Raw genomic sequence first — 23,925 nt, 5'->3', positions numbered from 1 at the left:
CCCCTGAAAAGTCAGGGACCGATGATCTTGTCGAGGATGTTAGGATATTTGCGAAAGCACGTCCGCTTTGCGCCAAGAGCGGTCAGATGGCTGACTGCAATTGGCGCATTGCGCCAGCGTGCGGCAAAGACTTGGAGATTGCTGGAAGGGGAAAAAACCAGCATGACGTCCATCTAAATTTAGTCCTTAGCGGTCCACATGAAAAACGTCTCTGGTTGGTCTCCCGCTTCGACTGCCTTCAGGTAGCGCGTCTTCCAGACGTCGCCGATGAACGCCTCCATCGTCGTCGGCAATTTCGGACGATCCTCGTGCTGTCCATGGAACCTGACAATTCCATTGTTCAAAGCGTCTGCGCTCAGGGTGTCGTCCTGCCATTTCGCCGGCGTCCCGAACCGCGCCAAAAACTCGGCTTCCACGTCTTTGCGGGTCGTCTCGATATATCGGTACTCCACCGGCCTGCCGATCTCCTTGCCAATGATCGCGGCCAGTTCGTTCATCGAGATATCTTCCGAGCCGACTTCGAGATAAACGCGGTGCCTGCCCGTCGGATTGGTCAGTTCCCTCGCTGCCAGCCATGCGATGTCGTCGGTCGCTACCCAAGGCATCTTCAGATCAGGTTTGCAGAACCAGGCGATTCGACCGTATTTGGCGACCGGCCCCGTCCACGGAGACGTGTCTTCCATGAACCATCCGGCGCGGAGGTGGACGAGATTGATATTGCCGAGTTCGTTGAGCTTTTCGTCCAGACCGTGAAAGCACTCGAAATGACCCGTCTTCCCCTTCACGTCCGACCCCATGGCCGTTAGGCTTACCGCCAGTTTGACGGAGGATTTTTCGAGCGCGTCGACGAAGCGCTGGGCAACAGCGGGGTAGTGTCCCTCGATGTTGTTCCAATCAGTCTTCACCATCAAGAACGCGGCATCCGCATCCTGGAAAAATTGGTCAAGGTCTCCCGCTCCTGTGTCGAAGCTTCCCAGAAACGGCTCTGCTCCGAGCGTGACCAGTGCGTCGAGCGTCGGGCCGCCTCTCGACAACGCTCTGACCTGATGCCCGGCGCTCAGCAGGGCACGGGTTAGCTTAGCGCCAACCCGCCCCGTTGCGCCGACGACGGAAATTCTCATGATAGTCTCCATTCGATTGCTGATCGCCTGATGGTAGACTATTGCGGTCCGCGCGAATTGGGAGATAATGCCAGATGATCTCCAAATTGGGCCAATCCGCAAAGATGCCGCGTTCCTGCTTCGATGACTTCGATCCCGATTGGTCGAACCGTCCGGCCTTCGCTGTCCGCCTCGACTTCAGCGATTATGAAGCTGAAGTGCACGAGCATCAGCACGAGCAAGGGCAGCTCATTTTGGCCCTGCACGGGGCCGTCACCTGCAAGACGGAAAACGGGCTCTGGATTGTTCCACCGGACTGCGGGGTTTGGATACCTGGCGGCGTGCCTCACAGCAACCAAGTCACGTCCAACGCACGCCTGTCCTATCTGTTCGTTCAACCCGCCGCGGCGACGCTGCCGCAGCAGTGCTGCACTCTGTCTGTGTCGCCGATGCTCCGCGAGATGATTCTTCGACTGGCGGATGTATCGGTCAATTCTGCTCAGGACGATCATGTCGGCCGCATGGTGCGGGTCTTGCTGGACGAACTCGCGCAAATGCCGATACAGGGGCTGGAATTGCCCGCGTCTAGCCACCCTAAAATAGCCGCGATAACCGCTGCCCTGATGGCCGAGCCGAACGACCGTCGCACCCTGGTCGATTGGGCGTCACACGTCGCCATGAGCGAGCGATCGTTGAAGCGGCTGATGGTCCAGGAGACGGGACTTACCTTTGGCCGATGGCGGCGGCAACTGCATCTGGTCATCGCGCTGCGTGAACTGGCCAGCGGCGCGACTGTCCAGCGGGTGTCGAGCGAATTAGGATATGAATCCGCCACCGCCTTCATCGTCATGTTCAAGAAGGCATTGGGCACAACGCCAATGCGTTATTTCACGAACTGAACGCTGGTCGGCCTTTGCGGCACGTGCCCGGACCGCAACAGCCGAGAGACGCCTCGGCCGTTATGCGCCAATAGGAGATATTCGCCGGGCGCAGAGTAGTGGTGGATTTGGGGCAGGGAGTGCACTGGCTAGTTCTGGCAGCCCCGAGTGTAGCTGCCGTTAGCCTGTGTTCAGCGCCTTCGGATGATGTGAGGCAACCTATTCCATTGGCGCGCCCCAATGCCAAGACTCGCGCAATCCGTTAAGCGCCGTGCGCACAAAAATCACTGCCGGCCGAGCCTCTGTCTTGAAAACCGAGTCGGGACGCTACTAAACTGATGACAGAGTCTACCAATAGCTGGAGTGTCGATGGATTGGCTGCGCAATTTGTTGAAGTGGTTCGACCCGACTGCCGAGTCAGAGCATCAGGACCGGCCTGGGGAGACCGTCGACCTGCTCTCGGCGGCCGAGCGCGACGTAATTGTTGCAAGACATTTGAACAAACACCTCTCAACGCTAGGTCTGAGGGAGATCACGCCGCGCAGTTGGATAGATGAGTTTAAACCACCAACGAAGCCGATGTTCCAACTTTCGCTTCTGAAAGGGGCAGGAATAAAAGCTTGCTGGGGCTTCTCCCTCGACTTTGTACCGCATATCCCCTGACGGCCTCATAGACTTTCTGAGCAAGGTATGACCGCAACGGGCAGGACACCGTCACGGCCGCTTCGCGCCAAAAGGAGACATTCGCAATAAGCCGTCGGCTCCACGGGACCGTTCGATATTCATTAATTTGGAAGGTCGTCGCACAGATAGTCGTGTGTTCTGGTGTTTGGATACGCAGCGGAGGAAAGAGAAAGCCACCACTGATGCGATGGTGCCTGCGCAAGGCTGAGCGGGAACATCAGAGTTTCGCTCTTCAAAAAGAACGATATTTTCTGCCTTTCATCGAAGAAAGAAATTTGGACCTGCTGAAGGACAAAAGGAGTAGTTTTTTGGCCTGGCATAACGAATTCCGGCCAAAGCCCTCCGGTGGATACTCCGTCCCTGCTTTTGCTGGCTGGGTTAATTCTCATTTCGATGGTAGGCGGAACATGCGAGTTATTATATTCATTTTGCCGAATTATTTGACGCGAAGTGATGCTCCGAACGGTGTCGAGAGACGAAAGAAAGTTCGTAAGGCTATCGAGCCGTCGCTAGAGCGGGCAGACGTAACTGGTAGATATGTGAGGATTAAAGATGGCCCAAGATGCCGGCGTAATAGCTGTGGACCACACGGGATTCTCGGTCGCCTCGTTGGAGGAGGCGATCCAGTTCTGGACTAAGGCGATGGGTTTCGACCTTGCTCGCCGAGGAGAGATGGGTGGGGAGTTTCTACGGGAGGCTACGGGGGTTGACGACCCCCGTTGCCGAATGGCGCTGGTGACGGCTCCAAATGGCTACCCTATCGAGCTTCTCGAGTATTCGACAGGCCGTATGCTGGGCCAGACACCTCGTAGCGCGGGTGCGATCGGCGCCGCTCATATCGCCTTCACGGTTAAGGATATCCGCACGGCGATCGCGCGGGTTGAGACGGCGGGGTGGGCAGTGAATGGTTCGCCGCAGCCGATACCAGCCGGCCCCCGATGCGGAACAATGGTCGCGTACGTCTCCGGCCCGGATGGTATCACCATAGAGCTGATGCAGCCGCCTGCTTAGTGGAGGATTGCTGATACTTTACTCCAGCGGCTGGGGCTCAAGGCTATCGCATCAGCACCACCCATGCAAACCTGCCGCCTGCAAGCGTATATCGCATCATGAGGACGACAGTCGCCGCATGAACCGGACAGCTTGCACACCCTGGCTTGTCCGCTTTGGGCCAAAAGCAGCCTTTCACCTTTGTCGCAAATCTTCCAATTAATGCGACAGTTTTGCGGCTGAACTTTTCGACGTCGCAAAAACCACTGTTTCGCGACAGGTGGGTGCCCAGAATGCTTCACCAAGATATTTCCGGCAAGACAAACCGCCAGAGACACCCATGCCGCAAGGGATCCGGTACAGGTCTCTACCCGGGTTACATATTTCGGTTAGGGGCTGGCCGGCGGGAGGCGCCCTTTTCTATGCTCGATAGCCTGATCAGATCTTTGGACGGTGCAGCGGCAGCCCCGGCTTTGGCGCCGGGATGCGCTCGATGGCGCCGTGCTCCTGTTCGGTGATCAGCACCTGCTTGCCATCGACGGTGAAGGCGACGTTGCTCGGGAGCGCGCCGTTGGTGCGGATATGGCCAGAGAGCTTGCCGGACGTGTCGATCAGGCAGATGTCGCCCTGGCCATACACGGCGCAATAAAGCGTGTCGTCACGATCGAAGGCCAAGCCGGCCGGTCCCTTCAGGCGCGTACCCATCGGCGAGCGCAGGGCGTGGGCGAAGATTTCCTGCCGGCCGCCGAGCACCTGGCGATAGATATTACCTGTCAGCATCTCGCTGTAGTAGAGTAAGCCGTTCGAATCGAAGGCAATGCCGCTCGCCAACAGCAGGCCCGCAGCCAGCGACCGGAGCACGCGCCCGTCGGCTGGATCGATCTGGTAGATGCAACCATTGTAGGGCGCATTCAAAAAGTCCGGCCGGATTGTTTGGCCGATGACGAGATCGGCGATCCGAACGCCAGCGTCGCTCATGTACAGAAGCCCGTCCGGACCGAAAGCGAGATCACGCGGCAGGACGAAGGGTCCCGTCTCGCTGCCTTCGATCATCTGGAGCATCCGACCTTCGGGCGACAGGCGCACCAGCGAGTTTTCCGGACCGCCAGCCACCCAGAAGCAACCATCGCCATCGACAGCCAACCCGGACGGACGTCCGCCCGGTCGGCAGATTTCACGGCGTTGGCCGTGCGGTGCGATCACCGATACGCAGCGGCGACCGTCTTCCATCTCGACACACGCGATGCGCCCATCCTGCAGTCCGACCGGCCCATCAGGCTGGTGCAACCCGACTGCAATCGTCTCATTCATTCCGACGCTTCTCCCGGGGCACGCAATAATATTAAAGACATTGCTAACCTTTCCGATTCGTTAAGTAAACGAAAGCCGACCGCCGCCATTCTGCGCGTCGTTGCGTCAAACCGGCCCAAGCTCGCTTGACAGTTTTCGCCGATTCAGAACATTTAACGAACATTCGGGCAATCTAATGGTGCTTCGAAAATCTTCGGAAATACAATACGGCATGGCAGCGGCCGCTCCGGAGCAATAGAGGAGAGCCAATGAACGCCGCCTATCTGGAAAAACTCAATCCCGAGCAGCGGCTGGCCGTCGAGCACGGCACCGATATCGACGGAAGCCATGTTTCAGGCCCCCTGCTAGTGATCGCCGGCGCCGGCTCCGGAAAGACCAACACGCTCGCCCACCGCGTTGCCCACCTGATCGTCAAGGGCGCCGATCCGCGCCGTATCCTGCTGATGACCTTCTCGCGCCGGGCTGCTGCCGAGATGGGCCGCCGCGTCGAGAAGATCTGCGCCCAGGTGCTCGGCCCGAAAGCCGGAATCATGACGGATGCACTGGCCTGGAGCGGGACATTCCACGGCATCGGCGCGCGCCTGCTGCGCGATTATGCCGAACAGATCGGCCTCGACCCGGCGTTTACGATCCACGACCGCGAAGACAGCGCCGACCTGATGAACCTGATCAGGCATGACCTCGGTTTTTCAAAGACCGAGAACCGCTTTCCGACCAAAGGCACCTGCCTTGCCATCTATTCGCGCGCGGTCAATTCCGAGACGCCGCTGGACCAGGTTCTGCGCGATGTCTTCCCATGGTGCGCCACCTGGGAAAACCAGCTGCGGGAACTCTTTGCCAGCTATGTCGAGGCGAAGCAGGTGCAGAACGTCCTCGATTACGACGACCTGCTGCTCTACTGGGCGCATATGGTGCATGAGCCGCTGATCGCCGAAGACATTGGCAACCGGTTCGACCATGTCATGGTCGACGAATACCAGGACACCAACCGGCTGCAATCGTCCATCCTGATGGCGCTGAAGCCTGGCGGACAGGGCCTTACGGTTGTCGGCGACGACGCCCAGTCGATCTACTCCTTCCGCGCGGCGACGGTACGCAACATCCTCGATTTCCCTGCATCGTTTTCGCCAGCCGCCCGTATCGTCACGCTCGACCGCAACTACCGCTCGACGCAGCCGATCCTTGCCGCCGCCAACGCCGTCATCGATCTCGCCTCGGAGCGCTTTACCAAAAATCTGCGCACCGAGCGGACGTCGGCACAGCGTCCGAAGCTGGTGACCGTCCGTGACGAGGCCGATCAGGCCCGCTACATCGCCGACATGGTGCTCGAGAACCGCGAGAGCGGGACAATTCTCAAACAGCAGGCGGTTCTCTTCCGGGCCTCGCACCACTCCGGCCCGCTGGAGATCGAACTGACGCGGCGCAACATTCCATTCGTCAAGTTCGGCGGCCTGAAATTCCTCGACAGCGCCCACGTGAAGGATATGCTGGCCGCCCTGCGCTTTGCCCAGAACCCACGCGACCGCGTGGCCGGTTTCCGACTGATGCAGCTTCTGCCCGGTGTCGGACCGTCGACAGCGCAAAAAGTGCTCGACCGGATGGACGACGAGGCGAGCCCGATTACCGCGCTGACCGAAATCCCCGCCCCGCCTCGCAGCGGCGATGACTGGACCAGTTTTGTCGAGACCTTGCAGGCGGTGAAATCGGGCAAGGCCGGCTGGCCGGCCGAGATCGGCCTGGTGCGGGAATGGTATGCGCCACATCTGGAGCGCTTGCACGAGGATGCCGCGACACGACAGGCGGATCTTCTGCAGCTCGAACAGATCGCTTCGGGCTATCCCTCGCGGGAACGTTTTCTAACCGAACTTACGCTCGACCCGCCGGATGCGACGAGCGACCAGGCCGGCGTGCCGCTACTCGACGAGGATTATCTCATCCTCTCGACCATCCATTCCGCCAAGGGCCAGGAATGGACCAAGGTATTCATGCTGAACGTCATCGACGGCTGCATTCCCTCGGATCTCGGCGTCGGCACATCAGCCGAGATCGAGGAGGAGCGTCGGCTGCTCTACGTGGCGATGACCCGCGCCAAGGACAATCTCGACCTGGTCCTGCCGCAACGCTTCTTCGTCCACGGCCAGAACGCCCAGGGCGACCGTCACGTCTATGCCAACCGTACCCGCTTCATACCCGCGACCCTGCTGCAGTTCTTCGAAGTCTGCGGCTGGCCCACCGCCCGCTCAGACTCACCCGCCGCCCAGCAGGCAAGGCAGATCCGGGTAGATGTCGGCGCGCGTATGCGGGGGATGTGGCGGTAGCGGCAGTCCCTCATAGCGGCGCCAAGACCAAGTGGAATGTTCCGTTCGACGTCTTCCGGATTGAATTTCCATTGCCGTCAACAACGCTTCTGACCACGCGGCGCATGTTGGAGAAGCCAGCGAAGGTCACCGTATCCGCCGGTTCATCAAGCCGGACAGAGACGGAATAGTGTTTCCCCGTGGAGGACAAGGCGTTGATCTCGCCTTTGAAGGCTTGCCCGAGATACTGCCCCTGCACCCTTTGACGCAGGAAAAATGGTGAAGGAACTGCCTCTGCAAGACGTGCCGACAAGGTGTTCCAGTCGCGAGCATCGGACTGATGGGCAATTACCTCTAGTGCGTGGCCATGACCCAAACTGACACCCTGGAGAGCTAAGGCGGTCTTCAGTTTTTTTGCCTGTGCTTTGGCTTCCGCAATGGTTTTGACAGTCATGACGGCCTCCCCATACTACTAAAGCCCATCCCGCTGGCTCGCCTATGCGTTCTCAGGGCAGAAGACAGCACCAGCAGGGCGACAATCGCGATGAGACTATCTGCCAGCGGATAGGCGAACCAGATCAGATCGGCGCCCCCCATGGCTGCAATAACCGCGATGAGCAACGGCAGCAGCACGAATGGCTTTGCTACCGTCAGCAAGCCCGCCAGCGCCGGCTGGCCCACGGCCTGAAAATACAGTCCGAAGACGAAAACCGGTCCTGAAACCAGGTAGAGAGCCGCCATAGGCCGGAAAAGCCTTCCGGTTTCGGCAATCACATCGGGATTTGAGACAAACAATGCGCCGACGCTACCCCCGGCGCAGAGCAGAAAAACTTCCACGGCAAAACAATAGACCAATACGGTTGCCGCCGCGATCCAAAGGGCCTTGTCGGCGCGGGCGCAGAAGCCGGCACCGACATTGTTGCCGACCACACTCTGCATAGCCATCGCGATCGCCATGATCGGCAAAAACGTGAAACCGAAAACGCGGGTCGCAATGCCATAGGCGGCAATGGATTTCTCGTAATCTGAATTGATGCCGAGACGCAGGGCAAGAAGCACGGCCGTTCCCGAAAGTGCTATGCCCATGAAACTCAGACTGACCGGCGCTCCTAGCGCCAGCAGCCGTCGCCATTCCCCTGTCCAGCGGTTCCGCCAGAGGCTCCCAAGGGGCATCATCCCGCCGACAAACGGGCGCAAGCCGACCAACAGTGCCAGCCCTATTGCCTGCGCGAGCATCGTGCCGAGAGCCGATCCGGCGATTCCGAGTTCCAGCAGCACGATCATGATATAGTTCAGCACAATATTGATGAGCGTCACGGCAAGTGACATGAGCGCCATCAACCCCGCTTTTCCCTCGTTCCTCCAGGCATCGGCGTGAATCCCCAACAGGAACTGCACCGGAGTTCCGAATATGCTGATCGCCAGAAAGACCCAGACCATTTCCGCAACCGATCGGTCGGATCCGGCACTTCGCAAGGCAAAGCTCCATCCTCCCGCCAGAAATATCAGGATCAGCATTGCGGCGATGAGCAGGGCAAGCCCATGGGCGGCCGCAAAGGTCGCGGCAGCCGCGTCGCGGGCAGAGGCGCCAAGCTGGCGAGCCAGCAAACTGGACATCCCGGCGCTGACGAGCGTGGAGAAGGCAATGGTCAGCATGAGCACGGGGAAGGCGATGCCGACAGCTACCATGGCTTTCGCGCCGACGAACCGACCGAGGAATGCGGCGTCGACGATACCGAGAAGCCCATTCATCAGCATGATGGCAGCCATGGGCAAGGCGGTAGCGGCAAATATTTTGTGCACAGGCGCAGTCAGAAATAGGTTGTCGTCAGAATGTCTTGTGGACATTGCTCACTCCTCCAGAGAGGCATTTCGGCTGAGGATGGGGGCCCGCATTGCCACCACCGAAATGCTTCGAGGGTGAGGATAGTCTGTCTGCCGAACTTCACCGTGACTTGCGTCTGCAGGCGGCAGGTGTTCGTAACCCGCGCCACTTCAATCACCGCGGGAAATCTTTGTCAACGAACCAATTCCCGGGGGACATCGCTTCAAGAGCCGCGGAGGGGTGCCGGGGCTCCGAATTCTGGCGGATTTCGCCGCCGAGCTTTGATGTGCCTCACACTGGTTTGGCGAGCAGGCCCGTGGCCAGTGCCTGAAACGCGTCGAGGGCCTTCGGGAGGACGGCCTCGGCGTCTTCACTTGCTGCGACCCACAGCGCGGCATTCAGCGCAGCCCCGCTGAGAAGTCGGGCAACCGCCTCGGCATCCAGGGGCTTGAGGATTCCTTTTTCCATGAGCTTTTGCACCGCCTGCCTTGTCACATCGAGGCAGTTGTCCTGGCTGGGCCATTTTGATGGGTCTCCGAGGACAGCGGGGCCGTCGAGTAGGACAATCCTTTGAACCTCGGGGTCCAGCGCCATCTGGATATAGGCCGCCGCCTCCGCGAGCAGACCCTGCCACTCGTCTGATTGCGCCGCACCAATCGCCTTGGCCCGTTGCGCCATCTCTGAATCAATCTCGTTGACCACGGCGGCGAGCAGTCCGCGCTTGTCTCCGAAGTTGTGGTACAGCGCGCCACGCGTCAGGCCAGCGTCAGCCGTCAATTCGTCCATGGACGCGGCGAAATAGCCCTTTTCCGCAAACGCCTTGCGCCCGGCGGCAATGAGCTTGCCCCGGTTTTCTTCCATCGTCTCAACACGCCGCTTCGCCATCTATCATTCCGTCTTCACATACGTACCGTATATGGATTGACATACGCACCGTATGTCCTCTACTTTCGCATACGTAACGTATCTCAAATTGCCTGCCGTGGGAAGCCTGCGGGCGATGCGCCCACCGGGGCCGGAAGGAATGAAATGACAACGCGAAACGCGATATTTCCACCTGACAGACATGCGCTCTACGAGGCACACGGCTATTCGGCAGCGATACAGTCCGGCGACCTGCTGTTTGTCTCCGGCCAGGTCGGCAGCCGCATCGACGGGACACCTGAACCCGAATTCCAGGGCCAGGTTGAACGTGCCTTCGAGAACCTGGCTGCCGTGCTCAAAGCAGCGGGCTGCACCTTCGAGGATGTGATGGATGTCACGACGTTCCACACCGATCCGCAGAACCAGTTCGACACCATCATGCCGGTCAAGCAGCGCTACTTCGGGGAAAAGCCTTATCCAACCTGGACTGCCGTCGGGGTGACATGGCTCGCCGGCTTTGATTTCGAGATCAAGGTGATAGCCCGCCTGCCGGCAAAGGCTTAGATTCGACCAGAGTGTTGTGTCACTGCTGATACGAACCCGAAATCGGCGATGGCTGCCAGGACTGCGGGCAGCCATCGCGAATTGCGACCCTTGCCGAGGACGGGGGCGCGAATGCGGGGCAAGTGGCGGTAGCGGTCAGACTTTGCCCGCACCGACCTCTGCGACGATGGCATCGATATCGGCCATCACCTCACGCAGGTAACCGATCTCGGCCCGTAACCGATGCTGCCCGTGCTTAAGCGCCGATCGTTTCGTGATGCCGATGTAGGGAGCCGCCCAGTCGTTGATGCGGTTGGCTTCCGCTAGCTGCGCTTCGAGCGCCTTCAACCTGATATCGAGGAGGCGCGGCAGTTCGGCGGCGCTGGCGGGATCGAGCCGGATCAGGGCAAGATCGAACGGATCATGCTTGTACCAGATGTCGGTCAGGCCAGCACGGCGGAGATCGGCTAGAACGCGCCGACCCTCGTCAGTGATCTCATAGATCTGCCGCACGGGACGATTGCCATCACGCTCTTCGCTGATCTGACGAAGAAGCTTCTCCTCCGCCAGCCTCGACATCGCACCGTAGACGGCGCCGACCGATATGTCGGTCCACAGCGACACATAGCGGTTTTCGGCTTCGAGCCGGAGCCGATGGCCATGCATGGGGCCGAGCAGATCGAAGGACGACAGAATGAACAACCGGATTGACGACATCTTACTCTCACGATACTACTCTCGCAGGAGTAATCCCCTGCATCCCGAATTTTCGGGTATCTCTTGAAGGAGTAGAACGACATGAAGGCAAGCGGCAACACAATCCTCGTCACAGGCGGCGGTTCGGGCATCGGGCGTGCGCTTGCCCAGCGCTGGCACGATGCCGGCAATCGCGTCATCGTCACCGGGCGCCGCCGCGAGATGCTAGAGGAAACAGCGCAGGGTCGGGCTAACATCTTCGTCCACGAACTCGACATCGACGATGCTGCTGCGGTCGAAACGGGTATAGGCGAGATCATTGCTGCCTATCCGGATCTGAATGTGCTGGTGAACAACGCCGGGACCTACAAGAGCGAAAATCCGACACGGAGGCGCGACCTCGCCGACGCGGAACGTATGATCGTAACTAATGTGCTGGGTCCGATCCGGATGACGAATGCGCTGATCGACCACCTCTCCGCACAAAACCATGCGGCGATCATCAATGTTTCGTCCGGCACAGCCTTCGTTCCCTACCCGGCCTCGCCCACCTACAGCGCCTCCAAGGCCGCGATCCACTCCTACACCGCCGCCATCCGCCCGCTGCTCAAGGGATGCGTCGAGGTCATCGAGATCATTCCGCCTCAGGTGCAGACGGAGCTAACCCCGGGTCAGTCAAAAGACCCGAACTCACAGCCCCTCGGCGAGTTTGCCGACGAGGTCATGGCATTACTCCATGGCAATGGCGACCAATCGCCGGAAGAAGTGAGCGTCGAACGCGTGCGCTATTTTCGCAATGCCGAGCGGATGGGGCAATTCGACGAGGTGCTGGCGATGATGGTCGAATATACGCCCAGGGACTGACCGAGGGCGACGCAGTCGTTTTCACCGATCGAACAGCGCCGGCTCGGATACTTCCAGGAAGCGCTCCAGCGCCGCCTCGTCCACCGCATCGAGGCTTTCGGGGGACCATTGCGGATTGCGGTCCTTGTCGATGATGGCGGCGCGGATGCCCTCGTAGAAATCGGGCGTCTTGAGGATCTGGCGGCAGGCGCAGAGTTCCCGCTCCAGGCATTCGGCGAGATCACGGCTTTTCCGCCCGGCGCGCAACAGAAGCAGGGTCAGCTTCAAGCTGGTCGGGGAGCGCGTGGCGATGGCCTTCAGGCTATCGGCGGCGAAGGCGTCAGGCTCCATGGCCAGCGCCGCCATGATGGCCTCGATGCTGTCATGGGCGAACGCACGGCCGATTGCCCCGGCTTTGGCGCCGAAGACGCCGTCTTCCGGCGGCGTGGCAAAGGCTGCAATTGCCGAGTGAACCTCTTCCGCCGAAGCGCCCGGCGGCAATCGGCCAGTGGCAGCAATCACTTCGTCGAGGTCCTGCGAGGATACGTGATGGTCGGCAAGGCCGGCATAGATCGCATCCGCAGCGCCGATGGCAAGGCCGGTCAGGGCAAGCCAGGTGCCGGTCTCGCCTTCATCGCGCGAGAGCAGCCATGTGGCGCCGACATCGGGGAAGTAGCCGATCCCGGTCTCGGGCATCGCCAGGCGGGTCCGCTCGGTAACAATGCGGTGGCTGCCATGGGAGGCGATGCCGACGCCCCCACCCATGGTAATGCCGTCCATCAGTGCCACATAGGGTTTCGGGTATTCGGCAATCATCCGGTTGAGCCGGAATTCCTCACGCCAGAAGCTGGTGGCGTCCTCGCCGCCGGTGCTGCCGCTCTGGTGCAGGGCGCGGATGTCGCCGCCGGCACAAAGTCCTCGCTCGCCCTCGCCCATGATAGCGACACTGGCAATCGCGGGATCGGCGGCGAAGCTTTCGAGGCTGCTGGCTATGGCGCGAACCATGGATAGCGTCAGGCTGTTCAGCGCCTTCGGTCGGTTAAGCCGGATGACGCCGACCGAGCCGTTGCGTTCGATGATGATCTCGTCTGCTGCCTGCATTGCCGAACTCCGCCCCTTTGCGAAGGAGATGGGCACCCTCTACCGGTCTGTCCAGCGGCATCTGAGAATAAGACGCGGGATCGACAAGTACGGCGACAGGCGCACGCGCGCCTTTATGCCGTTGCGATGTCAGCAGACGGCGGCGACGGGGGCTGGGGTCGTGAACCGGTCGGCCTCGCGGCGCTGAGCCAGATGATTTTCCCAGGCGAGCGAGGAGCGTACGATGGTTTCCATGCAGTTGCGCCGTGGCGTCCAGCCGAGCACATCGCGGGCGAAGCTTGCATCGGCAACGACGCAGGCTGCATCGCCCGGCCGGCGCGGCGCGTGGTTTATCCGGAAGGCGCGTCCGTGGACCCGCGTCACCATGTTGAGCACGTCGAGGACGGAATAGCCCATGCCATAGCCGCAATTGGCAACCAGCGACGGCCCGCCTGCCCTTAGGTGCTGCAGGGCCTTCAGGTGCGCCTCGGCGAGATCGCTGACATGAATGTAGTCGCGCACGCCGGTGCCGTCATGGGTCGGATAGTCGGTGCCATAGATATCGACAGTCGGGCGCCGGCCGAGAGCTGCCTCGCAGGCCACCTTGACGAGATGCGTGGCGCCTTCCGTCGACTGGCCGGTGCGGCCTTCCGGATCGGCTCCGGCGACGTTGAAATAGCGCAGTGCGACATAGCGGAAATCGTAGGCAGCAGCGGCATCGCGCAGCATGTACTCCGACATCAGCTTGGAGAGCCCGTAAGGGGTCTCTGGATTGAGCGATGCAGTTTCAGGCACTGGTTCGCCCGTTGGCTGCGGCCCGTAGACGGCGGCCGTGGAGGAGAAGACGAAATGGCGGACCCCTGCCCTGACGGCAGCGCTCATCAGCACCCGCGTCTTGCCGGTGTTGTTCTCGTAGTAGGCGAGCGGATCCGTGATCGAGGAGGAAACAATGGCCGAGCCGGCAAAATGGACGATCGCTTCGATATCGTTTTCGGCAAAGATCTTTTGCAGCACGCTCTCGTCGGCTGCATCGCCCAGGTAAAAACGCGCAGCCGGTGCCACAGCCCAGCGGAAGCCGGTCGACAGTCTGTCGATCACCACCACATCCTCGCCGGCATCCAGCAAGGTCCAGACCATATGGCTGCCGATATAGCCGGCACCGCCCGTTACCAATATCGCCATGTCTTGCATCCCTGGCTTTTCATCGCGGGAGCATTGGCTCGCGTCATTTGATATTTGATTATCAATCCGCCTTTCCACAACTTTAAGGACGGGAGAATGGTGGCATAGTTAGCAATGTCTTGATGATATCGACAGGCTTCTAGCGACTTTGCGCGGAACAACAAATTCCTGAACGCTTACAGGGAGTGTGGACACTTTCGGGCGCCGGTCAGAGGCTGAGGATATACTTGCTCAACCGCTCTGCGGCGTCGGTGATCTGTCGGGGATCACGCAGGAAACAGGCGCGCAGGAACAGTTCTCCGCCGGCGCCAAATGCCGTTCCCGGGGCCAGGCCGACGCCGGTCTTGTCGACGATATCGAGCGCTGCCTGGCGACTGTCGGTGATGCCGTCGATCTTGAGGAAAGCATATAGCGCGCCGTCGGGCTTCAGCGTCTCGACGCGGTTGGTGGAAACCAGTGCCTCGCAGAGGATATCGCGCGACAGCGTCGCCTTCTCGATGTTGCTCTCCACGAACTCGTCGCCGGCGTTTAGGGCGGCCACCGCCCCCATCTGCATGAAGTGAGCAACGCCTGACGTCGAGTATTGCACGAGGTTCTCAAGAACTTGCCCGGTTTCCGGCGGCGCAACGATCCAGCCGATGCGCCAACCGGTCATCGACCAGTTCTTGGAGAAGGAATTGACAAACAGGATGCGATCATCCGGCTGCCTGATATCGAGCAGCGACGGCGCGCGACCGCCTGCGTAGTAGAAACGCGCGTAGATCTCGTCAGCCATGATCCAGAGACCGTGCTTGCGGGCGAGTGCAAGGATCGTGATCAGATCCTCACGGCTCGCAGTCCAGCCGGTGGGGTTGGAGGGCGTGTTGAGAAACAGGCCCTTGGTTTTCGGCGTGATGGCGGCCTCGATGCGGCCGATATCCAGGGCCCACTTGCCGCCTTCGAAATCGAGCTGGACGCCGACCGAGCGTGCGCCGGCGATTTCGAGGGCCGCTGCAATGTTCGGCCAGGCCGGGGTCAGATAGATCATCTCGTCGCCCGGCGACGTGATCGCCTGGACGCAGAGCTGGATTGCCTGCATGCCTGAGCCGGTGACGTAGAAATTGTCGGGAGAGAGCGCCACGTTGAAATGACGGGCATAATAATCCGATAGCGCCTGGCGCAATTCCGGGATGCCGCGCTGCCAGGTGTAGAAGGTGTCGCCGGCGGCAAGCGAGGCAATGGCGGCCTGGTTGATGAAATCAGGCGTCGACAGATCACCCTCGCCGACCCAGAGCGGCAGCAGACCGTCCCGCCCACGGGCATAATTGAGGACTTCGACGATACCGCTTTCGGGGGCTGCAAGCGCGCGCGGGCTGAGGCTGTTTACGATGGACATGCTGGGGTCTCCGGTTAGCCGCCTTCATAAGGCAGTTCGACGCGGAAATCCCATGACTTTGCTTGGACGACCAATCGATTTCAGTGATGGAAGGAACCCCATCGCAATGCGACAGGGTCCGGAAACACGATTACAAGGCGGTGCGGCTGGCGAGCAGGTCGCGGATCTCGGTCAGAAGAGCGACGTCGGCTGGCGGAGGCGCTGCGGCTGTCGTCGTTTCTTCCTTGCGCTCCACCTGCCGGCGCAACGCGTTGACGCCCTTGACCATCATGAAAATGATCCAGGCAAGGATCAGGAAATTGATGAGCACTGTGATGAAGTTGCCGTATGCAAAGACTGCGCCTTGCGCGCGGGCGGCTGCCAGTGTCGGCGCATTGACCGCACTCGAAAGGCCGACGAAATAGTTCGAGAAATCGAAGCCCCCGAAAACCGCGCCGACGACCGGCATAATGATGTCGTCCACCAGCGATTTGACGATGCCGCCGAATGCGCCGCCGATGATCACGCCAACGGCAAGGTCCATGACGTTGCCACGGGCGATGAAAGATTTGAATTCATTGAGCATGGACGCCCCCCTTTAGGATTGGCAGCACGTTGATACCGGTTTGATTAGCAACATCTTTTGCGACCGAATTCAATAGTCATTCTGCAACCGGGAGAATGGTGTGCAGCACCTCAGGCAGCCTGAGCCCCATCCAACTGTGGCGCAAATGCGACAGCTTGGCGCAGAATGGTAATTCCTAGCAATACTCGGGACGCTCGTTTGATCTCGCTCAAACTCGGCCTCCCGCCAGCGCGCGATGATTGCCCTTCAGGAAGCAATTCCGCTCACGAAGGACGTAGATCCATGAAATTTTATAAACCGATCAGGATATTGTTGGCTGCTGGAATGCTGGCAGTGGCGACATCGGCCGGTGCAGCCGACACCACCACAGATTCGTCGACATCCCTGCAGGCGCAAAGCCCTTGGCAGATCCGGCTGAGGGCGCTTGGCGTCATTCCACGCGATTCAGGCCGGGTCGACGGTATCGATGGCTCCGGGCTGTCGTTTTCCAACACCGTTATCCCGGAACTGGACGTGTCCTATTTCTTCAACGACAACATTGCCGTGGAACTGATCCTCGGCACCACCAAATCGACAGTCCACGGCGAGGGATCGATTTCCAGCCTCGGCAATATCGGCAAGACCTGGATGCTGCCACCGACCCTGACGCTGCAGTACCACGTCACCAGCCTCGGCGCGTTTCGCCCCTATGTCGGCGCCGGCATTAACTACACGATGTTCTATAACCAGTCCGGCAACAGCGCCGACAGCCTCGATGTCAAGAACACGTTTGGCGTCGCCTTCCAGGCAGGGTTCGACTACATGCTGGACCAACACTGGGGCCTGAACGTCGATGTCAAGAAACTGATCCTGCGGCCAGACTTCGACGCGACGGTTGGAGGAAGCCATGTCAGCGGCAAGGCCAACCTCGATCCTCTCATGATCGGCACCGGCATCAGCTACCGCTTCTGAAAGAGAAGCATCGCCACCGGGACCTACCAAACGCAAAAAGGCCGGGACTAAGCCCGGCCTTTCCAGTCTGTCGTCACGGGCGCCGGCAGAGCCTGCCGCCCGTAACGAAAATGTCTTAGGCTGCCTGAAGGCGGTCTGCAGACATCTTGCCCGAACGCTTATCAGCAACGAGCTCGTAGGAGATCTTCTGACCTTCCTGGAGTTCGCGCATGCCGGCGCGTTCAACGGCCGAGATGTGTACGAAAACGTCGGCTGCGCCGTCGTCAGGCTGAATGAAGCCGAAGCCCTTGGTTGCGTTGAACCACTTAACTGTACCTGATGCCATAACGATATCCTTTTCGAATCGCGAGTAGAGAAGAACGCAACCCGGAAAACGCCCGGATCGCGGTGAAAACCGATTTTGAAGGGAAGTTCGCCAGCAACGGCTGGAATGGCCGCAACAAAGTTCATCTAGCAAGATCGATGGCGACGTTTATATCCGACCTCCGTCGCTGTTTCAAGCCACGGCGAGTGCAAAGTCTCACCGCCGAAAGCCGGTTACTGATAAGGGTGCATTGATCGGATGCCGGAAGGCCTTGCACGCCCGACGTTTGGATGGGGCAACGGCGTGGCCGGCGCGGCCCAAAAAAATGCAAATTCAACCTGGAATGGTTCCGGCCAACCCGAAAATCCAATGCCCCGCCTCCACCTCTGGGCGATGACGTCCTTAGCGTCACGAATCAAAGATTGCAGCAACTTTCAGGTCGTTCCCGGCGGTCGTTAGCGATGCTCAATGCATTCAGATTGTCGACAGGCTACCCGCGATTTCCAGCAAGCGATGATCCATGGAGCTTTTAAACTGCGAGGGACCATTACTGTTAGTGTATAAACAGATAGCCAGGCTTTACTTTTTCATGCGTTATTTCGTTTATTTCTACTGCTGGAATGGCACCGACTTGCAAAAGTGCAATTTTTCGCCGAGATATTCCGGCTGTTCATTGTTAATTTTTAAAGATACATGGTCGCCTCTTTAGTATTAAGAATTACTTAGAAAGTATGTCCTACATTTTATTCGACTGATATGCATGACTGAGTCGTCATCCAGCAGAGGTCAGCGGGTTTCGTGGGTAGGGCGCCTCTGTTAAAAATCGGCAGCATCCTCACCGTCCGCTTCTCACGGTCTGCCCAGTGAATGATTTGCTCGTGGCACCCCTCCCCGAAAAACAGATTTGCCGGAGTTGCAGGTGAAACACATATCTATCATCGGAAAATTTTTGCTCATCATGGCAGGCTTCGGGCTCTTTGCCATCGGTGTATCCCTGTATTCAGGCCAGCAGCTCAGCAGTATCGATACGGGCTACAGTTCGCTGCTGGATCACGAGTCGGCAGCCGCGCTTAATTCGGCCCGAGCCAACCGCAGTTTGCAAACCGCGCGGGCGTCGATCGGCGATATCTTGATGGCGAATACGGACGAGCTCAATGCGCGCTCCGAGAAAAGCCTCAAAGAAGCTAGCGATGGCTTTGTCAAATTCATGGACCAAGCGATCGCTGCGTTACCCGAGAACGCTTTGCTGCCCCAACTGAAAGCGGAAGGCATCCAAATTCTTTCCACGAACTGCGCACCAGCGATTGTTTCTGGTCGAGCTGCCACTAGCGCGGTCGACGTGCTTGCTTCACAGCAACTTTTCCTGAACTAGTGCCAACCTGCATTCGCTACAATCTCTCCGAAATTTTCGTCTTTCGTCACTGACATTGCGGATGCGTCTTCCAAGGAAAGCGACCGGCTTACCAGTGTCACGAGCGGTACGATCATGACGACCCTCATCATCGTCGCCGTTGGTCTTGTCGCGGTGCTCGTGCTTGGATTCCTTGCGATCCGGTCCTGGCTTGTCACCCCGATCCAGCAATTGTCGAAAACCATGAATGTGCTTGCCGATGGCGACTTCGCAGCAACCGTCGACGGCGTGGAACGGCGCGACGAGGTTGGCACCATGGCCAAGGCCGTCCAGGTGTTCAAGGACAATGGACTGCGTGCCAAGGAACTCGAACGGGATGCAGAATCGACCCGCACCACCAGCGAGGCTGAACGCAGCCGGGCTGCACAGGCAGACCACCTGCGAGCCAAGGAAATGGCCCAGGCGACCTCCGGGCTTGCGGACGGGCTCAAGCACCTCTCGAGCGGAGATCTGACGTTCCGCCTCGACGAAGCTTTCGCCGGCGACTTCGAGAGCCTGCGTGCGGACTTCAATGCCGCCGTCGACCAGCTTGCGGTCTGTCTCCATTGCAACCGGATCCATCGACAACGGCGCGCGCGAAATCAGCCAGGGTGCCGACGATCTTTCCAGGCGCACGGAACAACAGGCTGCATCGCTCGAGCAAACTGCGGCGGCACTCGACCAGATCACCATCAACGTTGCCAACTCCTCGAAGCGGACTGAAGAGGCTCGCCACGTGGCGATCGAGGCCAACAAGTCGGCGCGACGCTCCGGGGAGGTCGTTTCCAACACGGTCGTCGCAATGCAGCGCATCGAACAATCCTCCAACCAGATCTCGAGCATCATCGGCGTAATCGACGAGATCGCATTCCAGACCAACCTTCTGGCTTTGAATGCGGGCGTCGAAGCCGCTCGTGCCGGCGAGGCAGGCAAGGGCTTTGCGGTTGTAGCGCAGGAAGTCCGCGAACTCGCACAGCGGTCTGCCCAGGCCGCCAAGGAGATCAAGGGCCTGATCCGCAATTCCGGCGAGGAGGTCAGCAACGGCGTCAAGCTCGTGCAGGAAACCGGACAAACCCTGAAGATCATCGAAGAACAGGTGATCGCGATCAACACGCAGCTAGACTCGATCGCCACATCCGCCAAGGAACAGTCGGTGGGGCTTGCAGAAGTCAACACCGCGGTGAACCAGATGGACCAAGTGACCCAGCAGAATGCCGCCATGGTCGAAGAATCGACCGCTGCCAGCGCCGCTCTGGCCGGAGAAGTCGAACGGTTGCGCGAGATCATCTCCGAATTCAATGTCGGCGGAGGCCGCGAAGCAACGCCGATGCGCAGACCGGAAGCGGTCCATGCCAGCCACAAGCCGGTCCCTTCGCCCGCAAGACGCATGCTTTCCAAGGTTGCAGGTGCCGTCGGCCTCGGAGGTGGCAGTTCGGCAGCAGCGGAGAACTGGGAAGAATTCTGAGCCAGTCCAGGATCGAAGCCTGACGCGGCAATCGAATTAGAAAGAGGCCGGTCGCCAGGTCATTGGCGGCCGGCCTCTCGTATTTCGTTTGATGACGAAGATCTTGGCGAAGCGGCGCCGGTGGCCGATGAGGCCTACCGTTGCAGAACGCGCGCGCGATGGCTTTTCATCAGCAATCCTTCACATAGCCTGGAACAACCTGTTCGAACACTGGTTTGTAGTCTGCAAAAACAAACCAGGGAGATACCCAATGTATTCCAAGATCTTGGCAGTGACTGCTCTGACGCTCGCAATGGCAACAAGCGCAATGGCAGCCGGAACCGGTAGCCCAGGCAGCAGCTCCGGAACATCCGGCGCCTCCGGTTCCAGTTCAGGCGGCGACAGCACGGGCAACGGCACCAGCAACGGAACGCCCGGCTCAAATACCGGAACCAGTGGTACCAACGGCGGCACGACTAACGGCACTGGCACCAACAACACTGGCACAAACGGCGACGGCAAGTCGCAGGATTGCAATGCGACAAAAACCAACAAAAATACAACGAATATGAAGTCCGACTCTGACAGCGCGCAGGCCTCGAACTGCCAGTAATCTTATACTGGCTGATCAGCCCCGAGACCGACAGCCCCGAACTACGCGGGGCTGTTTCCTATTTTGGACGTCAGGCCGACTGCACGTAATTGTCGCAAAATTGACAAAGTTGGTTTGACTTTCTGCGGAATATCGAACTAAATAATATACGTGGTTGGGAGACCATGCAGCGGAGGATTTCATGAGCGATCGTGCAAAAGCATACGTCATAGCGTTCGAGCTATCGGCCTGCATCTGGGCAGCCATCGGGCTTATCGTGTGGAGCAGTCTCTGATTTGCCAACGAGTGCCGGCACGGAGCCGCGCGACGTGCAAGAACGGTGAAGCCGCCGATTTTCACCTTTCATCTCGTTCTGGTGATCGTCAGCCAGTCTAATTTCATGCTGCCTCGTCTACCCTGTACGGATCGAAGCGTCCGTAGAACGTTTCTCCCTTCGCGGCCATCTCGATTAGCAGTGGCGTCGGCCTGAATTGGTCGCCGTATTTAGCCGCCAGCTTCTCGCAAAGCTCAACGAACACCTTCGCTCCCATTCCATCGATGTAGGACAGCGTGCCGCCTGTGTAGGGCGCAAATCCAAATCCGAGGATGGAGCCGACATCGGCCTCGCGGGGGTCGGTGACGATTCCCTCTTCCATCGTCCGAGCAGCTTCGAGCGCAATGGTCACCAGAAGGCGCTGCTTCAGGACACGGACATCCACATCCTCGGGCCTCTTCTGGGAGAAAAATTCCTTAAGGCCGGGCCAAAGCGTCTTCTTGGCCGGTTTGGCAGGATAGTCGTAGAAACCGCGCCCGTTCTTACGGCCGCGACGGTCGAGTTCGTCGACCATCCGGTCGATAAGTTCGATGTGCCCGGGATCGACGGCGGCAGGCCCGAGATCCGCGACCGTTGCCTTCAGGATCTTCTGGCTGAGATCGATGGCCACCTCGTCGTTCAGCGACAGCGGGCCGACGGGCATCCCGGCCATCTTGGCGGCATTCTCGATCATGGCCGGCGGCACGCCTTCGATCAGCATGTCGTAGGCCTCGTGGATGTAACGGAAGACACAGCGGTTGACGTAGAAGCCACGAGTGTCGTTGACGACGATAGGCGTCTTCCTGATGGCGGCGACGAAATCCAGCGCCACGGCCAGTGCACGGTCGCCGGTCTCCTTGCCCATGATGACCTCGGTCAGCATCATCTTTTCCACTGGAGAGAAGAAGTGGATGCCGATGAAAGTGGCCTTGCGCCTCGAGTTTTCCGCCAATCCCGAGATCGGCAGCGTCGAGGTGTTGGAGGCAAAGATCGCCGTCTCCGGCAGCACCGACTCGACGGCCTCGATCACCGCTTTCTTGACATCGCGGTCTTCGAACACGGCCTCGATGACGAGATCGGCATCGCTAAGATCGTTGTAATTGGCCGAAGGTGTGATGTTTGCAAGCAGGGCTGCGCCCTCCTCCTGCGTCAATCGGCCCTTGCCGACGGCATCCTTGACGAGCCCCTCGCCGGTCGCCTTGCCCTTGTTGGCGGCGTCGATATCGCGGTCGATCAGGGTCACGCGCAGGCCCGCAGCGGCTGTGACATAGGCGATGGAGGCGCCCATGAAGCCGGCACCGACGATGCCGACATGGCGCAGGACCGTCTTTGGGATGCCGGCCGGGCGACGGGCGCCCTTGCCGAGTTCCTGCATCGAGACGAACAACGAGCGGATCATCGAAAACGCTTCCGTGGTCCGCAGGACCTCGGTGAAATAGCGCTGCTCGATTTTCAGGCCGAGATCGAAGGGCACCTGGAGCCCCTCGTAGACGCATTTGAGGATGGCGAGCGCGCCCGGATAATTTCCAGCCGTCTCACGGCGAAGAATGGCGGGCGCTGCCGGCCAGAGTTGCGCCGAAGCTGGCGTCCAGATACCGCCGCCGGGAACCTTGAAGCCCTTTTCGTCCCACGGAGCGACGGGTTTCAGTCCATCCCTGATCATCTGCCTTGCCGCTGGGATCAACTGATCCGGTTCGACGACCTGATGCACGAGGTTCATCGCCTTGGCGCGCGCCGGAGACAGCGAGGCGCCGGTCGTCATCATCTGCAGGGCGTCCTGGGCATTGGCAAGACGCGAGACCCGCTGCGTTCCGCCAGCGCCCGGGAAGATACCGACCTTGACCTCCGGCAGCGCCAGCTTGACGTGCTTGGCACTGGAGACGACACGGCCATGGCAGGCGAGCGACATCTCGAAGGCGCCGCCCATGCAGGTGCCGTTGATCGCCGAAACCCATGGCTTGCCGCAGGTTTCGAGCTTGCGGAAAAGGCCGGTCATGCGGCCGACGAGGTCGAACAGTTTTTGTGCCGCCGTCGCAGGGTCTCTCGCCTTCTCGTCATTGTAGAAGGTGAACATCGACTTGATCATCGAAAGATCGGCGCCTCCGGAAAAGCTGGCCTTGCCCGAAGTGATGACCACACCCTTGACGGCGCTGTCGGCGACGCTTGCATCGATGATGGCGTCAAGCTCGTCCATGACCTCAGTCGTGAAGACATTCATGGACTTGCCGGGCATATCCCAGGTGACCAGCGAAATGCCGTCCGCATCCGTCTCGACGGTGAAATTGGTGTAGGTCATTGGCTTTCCTCCCCGGTCAGGCCGACAGATGGCTGCGCTGTGCATCGAGCGTCCTGGTCTTTTCGACCACGACATCGCCGGTATGCTTTGTCTCGGACGGCTCGAACAGCACGATCCAGCACTCGTCATCGGCGACCGGATTGTGCTCGACGCCCTTCGGCACAACATGGAAATCGCCGGCCTTCAGATGCACGTGCGGCCGGTCACGATATTCGATGGTAAGTTGCCCCTTCCAGATGAGGAACAGCTCGTCCTCGTCTCGGTGCGAATGCCAGGTCAGGCGATCCTTGACCTTGGCGAGCTTGACGCTCTGGCCGTTCAGGTCGGCAATGACACGCGGCGACCAGTGGTCGGTGATTTCTGCGTATTCGGTTTCGATCGTGCCTGTATTGAAGGTCATTG

Annotated in this window: 22 protein-coding genes and 1 pseudogene; 9 read left to right on the top strand and 14 right to left on the bottom strand. The window is 59.6% G+C overall.

Going from position 1 to position 23,925, the window contains the following annotated elements:
* Window positions 1-11: 11 nt before the first annotated feature.
* Both PR017_RS01045 and PR017_RS01040 read right to left on the bottom strand, forming a co-directional pair.
* Window positions 12-164, bottom strand: coding sequence for a hypothetical protein (locus PR017_RS01045; protein ID WP_154677452.1), 153 nt, complete (start codon window positions 162-164; stop codon window positions 12-14).
* Window positions 165-179: 15 nt separating this feature from the next.
* Window positions 180-1,121 carry an NmrA family NAD(P)-binding protein gene (locus PR017_RS01040; RefSeq protein WP_111216760.1) on the bottom strand — a complete coding sequence of 314 codons (942 nt, stop codon included), beginning with the start codon at window positions 1,119-1,121 and terminating at the stop codon, window positions 180-182.
* Between the two features lie 74 nt (window positions 1,122-1,195).
* Here PR017_RS01040 and PR017_RS01035 point away from each other — a divergent pair, with 74 nt between their 5' ends.
* The 3 genes from PR017_RS01035 (at window position 1,196) to PR017_RS01025 (ending at window position 3,673) form a co-directional block, all read left to right on the top strand.
* On the top strand, window positions 1,196-1,999 hold the full coding sequence (locus tag PR017_RS01035) for an AraC family transcriptional regulator (RefSeq protein ID WP_111216758.1): 804 nt from the start codon (window positions 1,196-1,198) through the stop codon (window positions 1,997-1,999).
* Between the two features lie 348 nt (window positions 2,000-2,347).
* On the top strand, window positions 2,348-2,641 hold the full coding sequence (locus tag PR017_RS01030; RefSeq protein WP_111216757.1) for a hypothetical protein: 294 nt from the start codon (window positions 2,348-2,350) through the stop codon (window positions 2,639-2,641).
* Window positions 2,642-3,241: 600 nt separating this feature from the next.
* A complete protein-coding gene (locus tag PR017_RS01025; protein WP_240538837.1) occupies window positions 3,242-3,673 on the top strand; it encodes a VOC family protein in 432 nt (143 codons plus the stop codon).
* Between the two features lie 417 nt (window positions 3,674-4,090).
* Here PR017_RS01025 and PR017_RS01020 read toward each other — a convergent pair whose 3' ends face one another.
* Window positions 4,091-4,963 carry an SMP-30/gluconolactonase/LRE family protein gene (locus PR017_RS01020; protein ID WP_111216751.1) on the bottom strand — a complete coding sequence of 291 codons (873 nt, stop codon included), beginning with the start codon at window positions 4,961-4,963 and terminating at the stop codon, window positions 4,091-4,093.
* 248 nt (window positions 4,964-5,211) lie between these two features.
* Between PR017_RS01020 and PR017_RS01015 the strand changes: the two genes are divergently transcribed.
* Complete coding sequence (locus PR017_RS01015) at window positions 5,212-7,281, top strand: ATP-dependent helicase (RefSeq protein WP_111216749.1); 2,070 nt, start codon at window positions 5,212-5,214, stop codon at window positions 7,279-7,281.
* 10 nt (window positions 7,282-7,291) lie between these two features.
* Here the strand turns inward: PR017_RS01015 and PR017_RS01010 are convergent, their stop codons facing one another.
* The 3 genes from PR017_RS01010 to PR017_RS01000 form a co-directional block, all read right to left on the bottom strand.
* Window positions 7,292-7,714: a glyoxalase superfamily protein gene (locus PR017_RS01010; RefSeq protein WP_111216747.1), complete on the bottom strand. Its 423-nt coding sequence runs from the start codon at window positions 7,712-7,714 to the stop codon at window positions 7,292-7,294.
* On the bottom strand, window positions 7,711-9,108 hold the full coding sequence (locus tag PR017_RS01005) for an MATE family efflux transporter (RefSeq protein WP_111216745.1): 1,398 nt from the start codon (window positions 9,106-9,108) through the stop codon (window positions 7,711-7,713). Before PR017_RS01005 ends, PR017_RS01010 begins: the two co-directional genes overlap by 4 nt.
* Before the next feature lie 268 nt (window positions 9,109-9,376).
* On the bottom strand, window positions 9,377-9,970 hold the full coding sequence (locus PR017_RS01000; protein WP_111216743.1) for a TetR/AcrR family transcriptional regulator: 594 nt from the start codon (window positions 9,968-9,970) through the stop codon (window positions 9,377-9,379).
* A 144-nt stretch (window positions 9,971-10,114) separates the two neighbouring features.
* Here PR017_RS01000 and PR017_RS00995 point away from each other — a divergent pair, with 144 nt between their 5' ends.
* Entirely contained in the window at window positions 10,115-10,513 is a 399-nt protein-coding gene (locus PR017_RS00995; protein WP_111216741.1) for a RidA family protein, read from the top strand.
* Between the two features lie 135 nt (window positions 10,514-10,648).
* Here PR017_RS00995 and PR017_RS00990 read toward each other — a convergent pair whose 3' ends face one another.
* Window positions 10,649-11,209, bottom strand: coding sequence for a PadR family transcriptional regulator (locus tag PR017_RS00990; protein ID WP_111216740.1), 561 nt, complete (start codon window positions 11,207-11,209; stop codon window positions 10,649-10,651).
* Between the two features lie 81 nt (window positions 11,210-11,290).
* Between PR017_RS00990 and PR017_RS00985 the strand changes: the two genes are divergently transcribed.
* A complete protein-coding gene (locus tag PR017_RS00985) occupies window positions 11,291-12,052 on the top strand; it encodes an SDR family oxidoreductase (protein WP_111216738.1) in 762 nt (253 codons plus the stop codon).
* A 21-nt stretch (window positions 12,053-12,073) separates the two neighbouring features.
* Here PR017_RS00985 and PR017_RS00980 read toward each other — a convergent pair whose 3' ends face one another.
* The 4 genes from PR017_RS00980 to mscL form a co-directional block, all read right to left on the bottom strand.
* Complete coding sequence (locus PR017_RS00980) at window positions 12,074-13,132, bottom strand: enoyl-CoA hydratase/isomerase family protein (RefSeq protein ID WP_111216736.1); 1,059 nt, start codon at window positions 13,130-13,132, stop codon at window positions 12,074-12,076.
* 129 nt (window positions 13,133-13,261) lie between these two features.
* Window positions 13,262-14,293, bottom strand: a complete 1,032-nt coding sequence (gene galE, locus PR017_RS00975; protein WP_111216983.1) for a UDP-glucose 4-epimerase GalE — start codon at window positions 14,291-14,293, stop codon at window positions 13,262-13,264.
* 208 nt (window positions 14,294-14,501) lie between these two features.
* On the bottom strand, window positions 14,502-15,668 hold the full coding sequence (locus PR017_RS00970) for a pyridoxal phosphate-dependent aminotransferase (protein ID WP_111216734.1): 1,167 nt from the start codon (window positions 15,666-15,668) through the stop codon (window positions 14,502-14,504).
* A gap of 130 nt (window positions 15,669-15,798) precedes the next feature.
* Window positions 15,799-16,233, bottom strand: coding sequence for a large conductance mechanosensitive channel protein MscL (gene mscL, locus PR017_RS00965; RefSeq protein ID WP_111216732.1), 435 nt, complete (start codon window positions 16,231-16,233; stop codon window positions 15,799-15,801).
* Between the two features lie 282 nt (window positions 16,234-16,515).
* On the opposite strand from mscL, the gene PR017_RS00960 reads away from it, so the two are divergent.
* On the top strand, window positions 16,516-17,184 hold the full coding sequence (locus PR017_RS00960) for an OmpW/AlkL family protein (protein WP_111216730.1): 669 nt from the start codon (window positions 16,516-16,518) through the stop codon (window positions 17,182-17,184).
* Between the two features lie 115 nt (window positions 17,185-17,299).
* On the opposite strand, the gene PR017_RS00955 is transcribed toward PR017_RS00960, so the two are convergent.
* The gene (locus PR017_RS00955) at window positions 17,300-17,509 is read right to left on the bottom strand and encodes a cold-shock protein (RefSeq protein ID WP_111216728.1); all 210 of its coding nucleotides are present in this window, start codon (window positions 17,507-17,509) and stop codon (window positions 17,300-17,302) included.
* A gap of 898 nt (window positions 17,510-18,407) precedes the next feature.
* On the opposite strand from PR017_RS00955, the pseudogene PR017_RS00950 reads away from it, so the two are divergent.
* Window positions 18,408-20,343 (top strand): annotated as a pseudogene (locus tag PR017_RS00950) (methyl-accepting chemotaxis protein).
* Window positions 20,344-20,593: 250 nt separating this feature from the next.
* The gene (locus PR017_RS00945) at window positions 20,594-20,935 is read left to right on the top strand and encodes an oxidoreductase (protein ID WP_111216726.1); all 342 of its coding nucleotides are present in this window, start codon (window positions 20,594-20,596) and stop codon (window positions 20,933-20,935) included.
* A 377-nt stretch (window positions 20,936-21,312) separates the two neighbouring features.
* Here the strand turns inward: PR017_RS00945 and PR017_RS00940 are convergent, their stop codons facing one another.
* Window positions 21,313-23,523: a 3-hydroxyacyl-CoA dehydrogenase NAD-binding domain-containing protein gene (locus PR017_RS00940; RefSeq protein WP_111216724.1), complete on the bottom strand. Its 2,211-nt coding sequence runs from the start codon at window positions 23,521-23,523 to the stop codon at window positions 21,313-21,315.
* Between the two features lie 16 nt (window positions 23,524-23,539).
* The gene (locus tag PR017_RS00935; RefSeq protein WP_111216722.1) at window positions 23,540-23,923 is read right to left on the bottom strand and encodes a cupin domain-containing protein; all 384 of its coding nucleotides are present in this window, start codon (window positions 23,921-23,923) and stop codon (window positions 23,540-23,542) included.
* Window positions 23,924-23,925: the final 2 nt, after the last annotated feature.

This window comes from Rhizobium tumorigenes (assembly GCF_003240565.2).
In the GTDB taxonomy this organism is placed as follows: domain Bacteria; phylum Pseudomonadota; class Alphaproteobacteria; order Rhizobiales; family Rhizobiaceae; genus Rhizobium; species Rhizobium tumorigenes.
This window is presented reverse-complemented; position numbering and strand designations above follow the sequence as displayed.

What these genes read in the sequence shown, in the direction of transcription:
- PR017_RS01010 (WP_111216747.1), bottom strand. Translation starts at nt 7,714, where the DNA reads ATGACTGTCAAAACCATTGCGGAAGCCAAAGCACAGGCAAAAAAACTG.
- PR017_RS00980 (WP_111216736.1), bottom strand. Translation starts at nt 13,132, where the DNA reads ATGCAGGCAGCAGACGAGATCATCATCGAACGCAACGGCTCGGTCGGC.
- PR017_RS00940 (WP_111216724.1), bottom strand. Translation starts at nt 23,523, where the DNA reads ATGACCTACACCAATTTCACCGTCGAGACGGATGCGGACGGCATTTCG.
- PR017_RS00960 (WP_111216730.1), top strand. Translation starts at nt 16,516, where the DNA reads ATGAAATTTTATAAACCGATCAGGATATTGTTGGCTGCTGGAATGCTG.
- PR017_RS01000 (WP_111216743.1), bottom strand. Translation starts at nt 9,970, where the DNA reads ATGGCGAAGCGGCGTGTTGAGACGATGGAAGAAAACCGGGGCAAGCTC.
- PR017_RS00935 (WP_111216722.1), bottom strand. Translation starts at nt 23,923, where the DNA reads ATGACCTTCAATACAGGCACGATCGAAACCGAATACGCAGAAATCACC.
- PR017_RS00945 (WP_111216726.1), top strand. Translation starts at nt 20,594, where the DNA reads ATGTATTCCAAGATCTTGGCAGTGACTGCTCTGACGCTCGCAATGGCA.
- PR017_RS00985 (WP_111216738.1), top strand. Translation starts at nt 11,291, where the DNA reads ATGAAGGCAAGCGGCAACACAATCCTCGTCACAGGCGGCGGTTCGGGC.
- mscL (WP_111216732.1), bottom strand. Translation starts at nt 16,233, where the DNA reads ATGCTCAATGAATTCAAATCTTTCATCGCCCGTGGCAACGTCATGGAC.
- PR017_RS00990 (WP_111216740.1), bottom strand. Translation starts at nt 11,209, where the DNA reads ATGTCGTCAATCCGGTTGTTCATTCTGTCGTCCTTCGATCTGCTCGGC.
- PR017_RS01030 (WP_111216757.1), top strand. Translation starts at nt 2,348, where the DNA reads ATGGATTGGCTGCGCAATTTGTTGAAGTGGTTCGACCCGACTGCCGAG.
- PR017_RS01005 (WP_111216745.1), bottom strand. Translation starts at nt 9,108, where the DNA reads ATGTCCACAAGACATTCTGACGACAACCTATTTCTGACTGCGCCTGTG.
- PR017_RS01035 (WP_111216758.1), top strand. Translation starts at nt 1,196, where the DNA reads ATGATCTCCAAATTGGGCCAATCCGCAAAGATGCCGCGTTCCTGCTTC.
- galE (WP_111216983.1), bottom strand. Translation starts at nt 14,293, where the DNA reads ATGGCGATATTGGTAACGGGCGGTGCCGGCTATATCGGCAGCCATATG.
- PR017_RS01020 (WP_111216751.1), bottom strand. Translation starts at nt 4,963, where the DNA reads ATGAATGAGACGATTGCAGTCGGGTTGCACCAGCCTGATGGGCCGGTC.
- PR017_RS00995 (WP_111216741.1), top strand. Translation starts at nt 10,115, where the DNA reads ATGACAACGCGAAACGCGATATTTCCACCTGACAGACATGCGCTCTAC.
- PR017_RS00970 (WP_111216734.1), bottom strand. Translation starts at nt 15,668, where the DNA reads ATGTCCATCGTAAACAGCCTCAGCCCGCGCGCGCTTGCAGCCCCCGAA.
- PR017_RS00955 (WP_111216728.1), bottom strand. Translation starts at nt 17,509, where the DNA reads ATGGCATCAGGTACAGTTAAGTGGTTCAACGCAACCAAGGGCTTCGGC.
- PR017_RS01040 (WP_111216760.1), bottom strand. Translation starts at nt 1,121, where the DNA reads ATGAGAATTTCCGTCGTCGGCGCAACGGGGCGGGTTGGCGCTAAGCTA.
- PR017_RS01045 (WP_154677452.1), bottom strand. Translation starts at nt 164, where the DNA reads ATGCTGGTTTTTTCCCCTTCCAGCAATCTCCAAGTCTTTGCCGCACGC.
- PR017_RS01015 (WP_111216749.1), top strand. Translation starts at nt 5,212, where the DNA reads ATGAACGCCGCCTATCTGGAAAAACTCAATCCCGAGCAGCGGCTGGCC.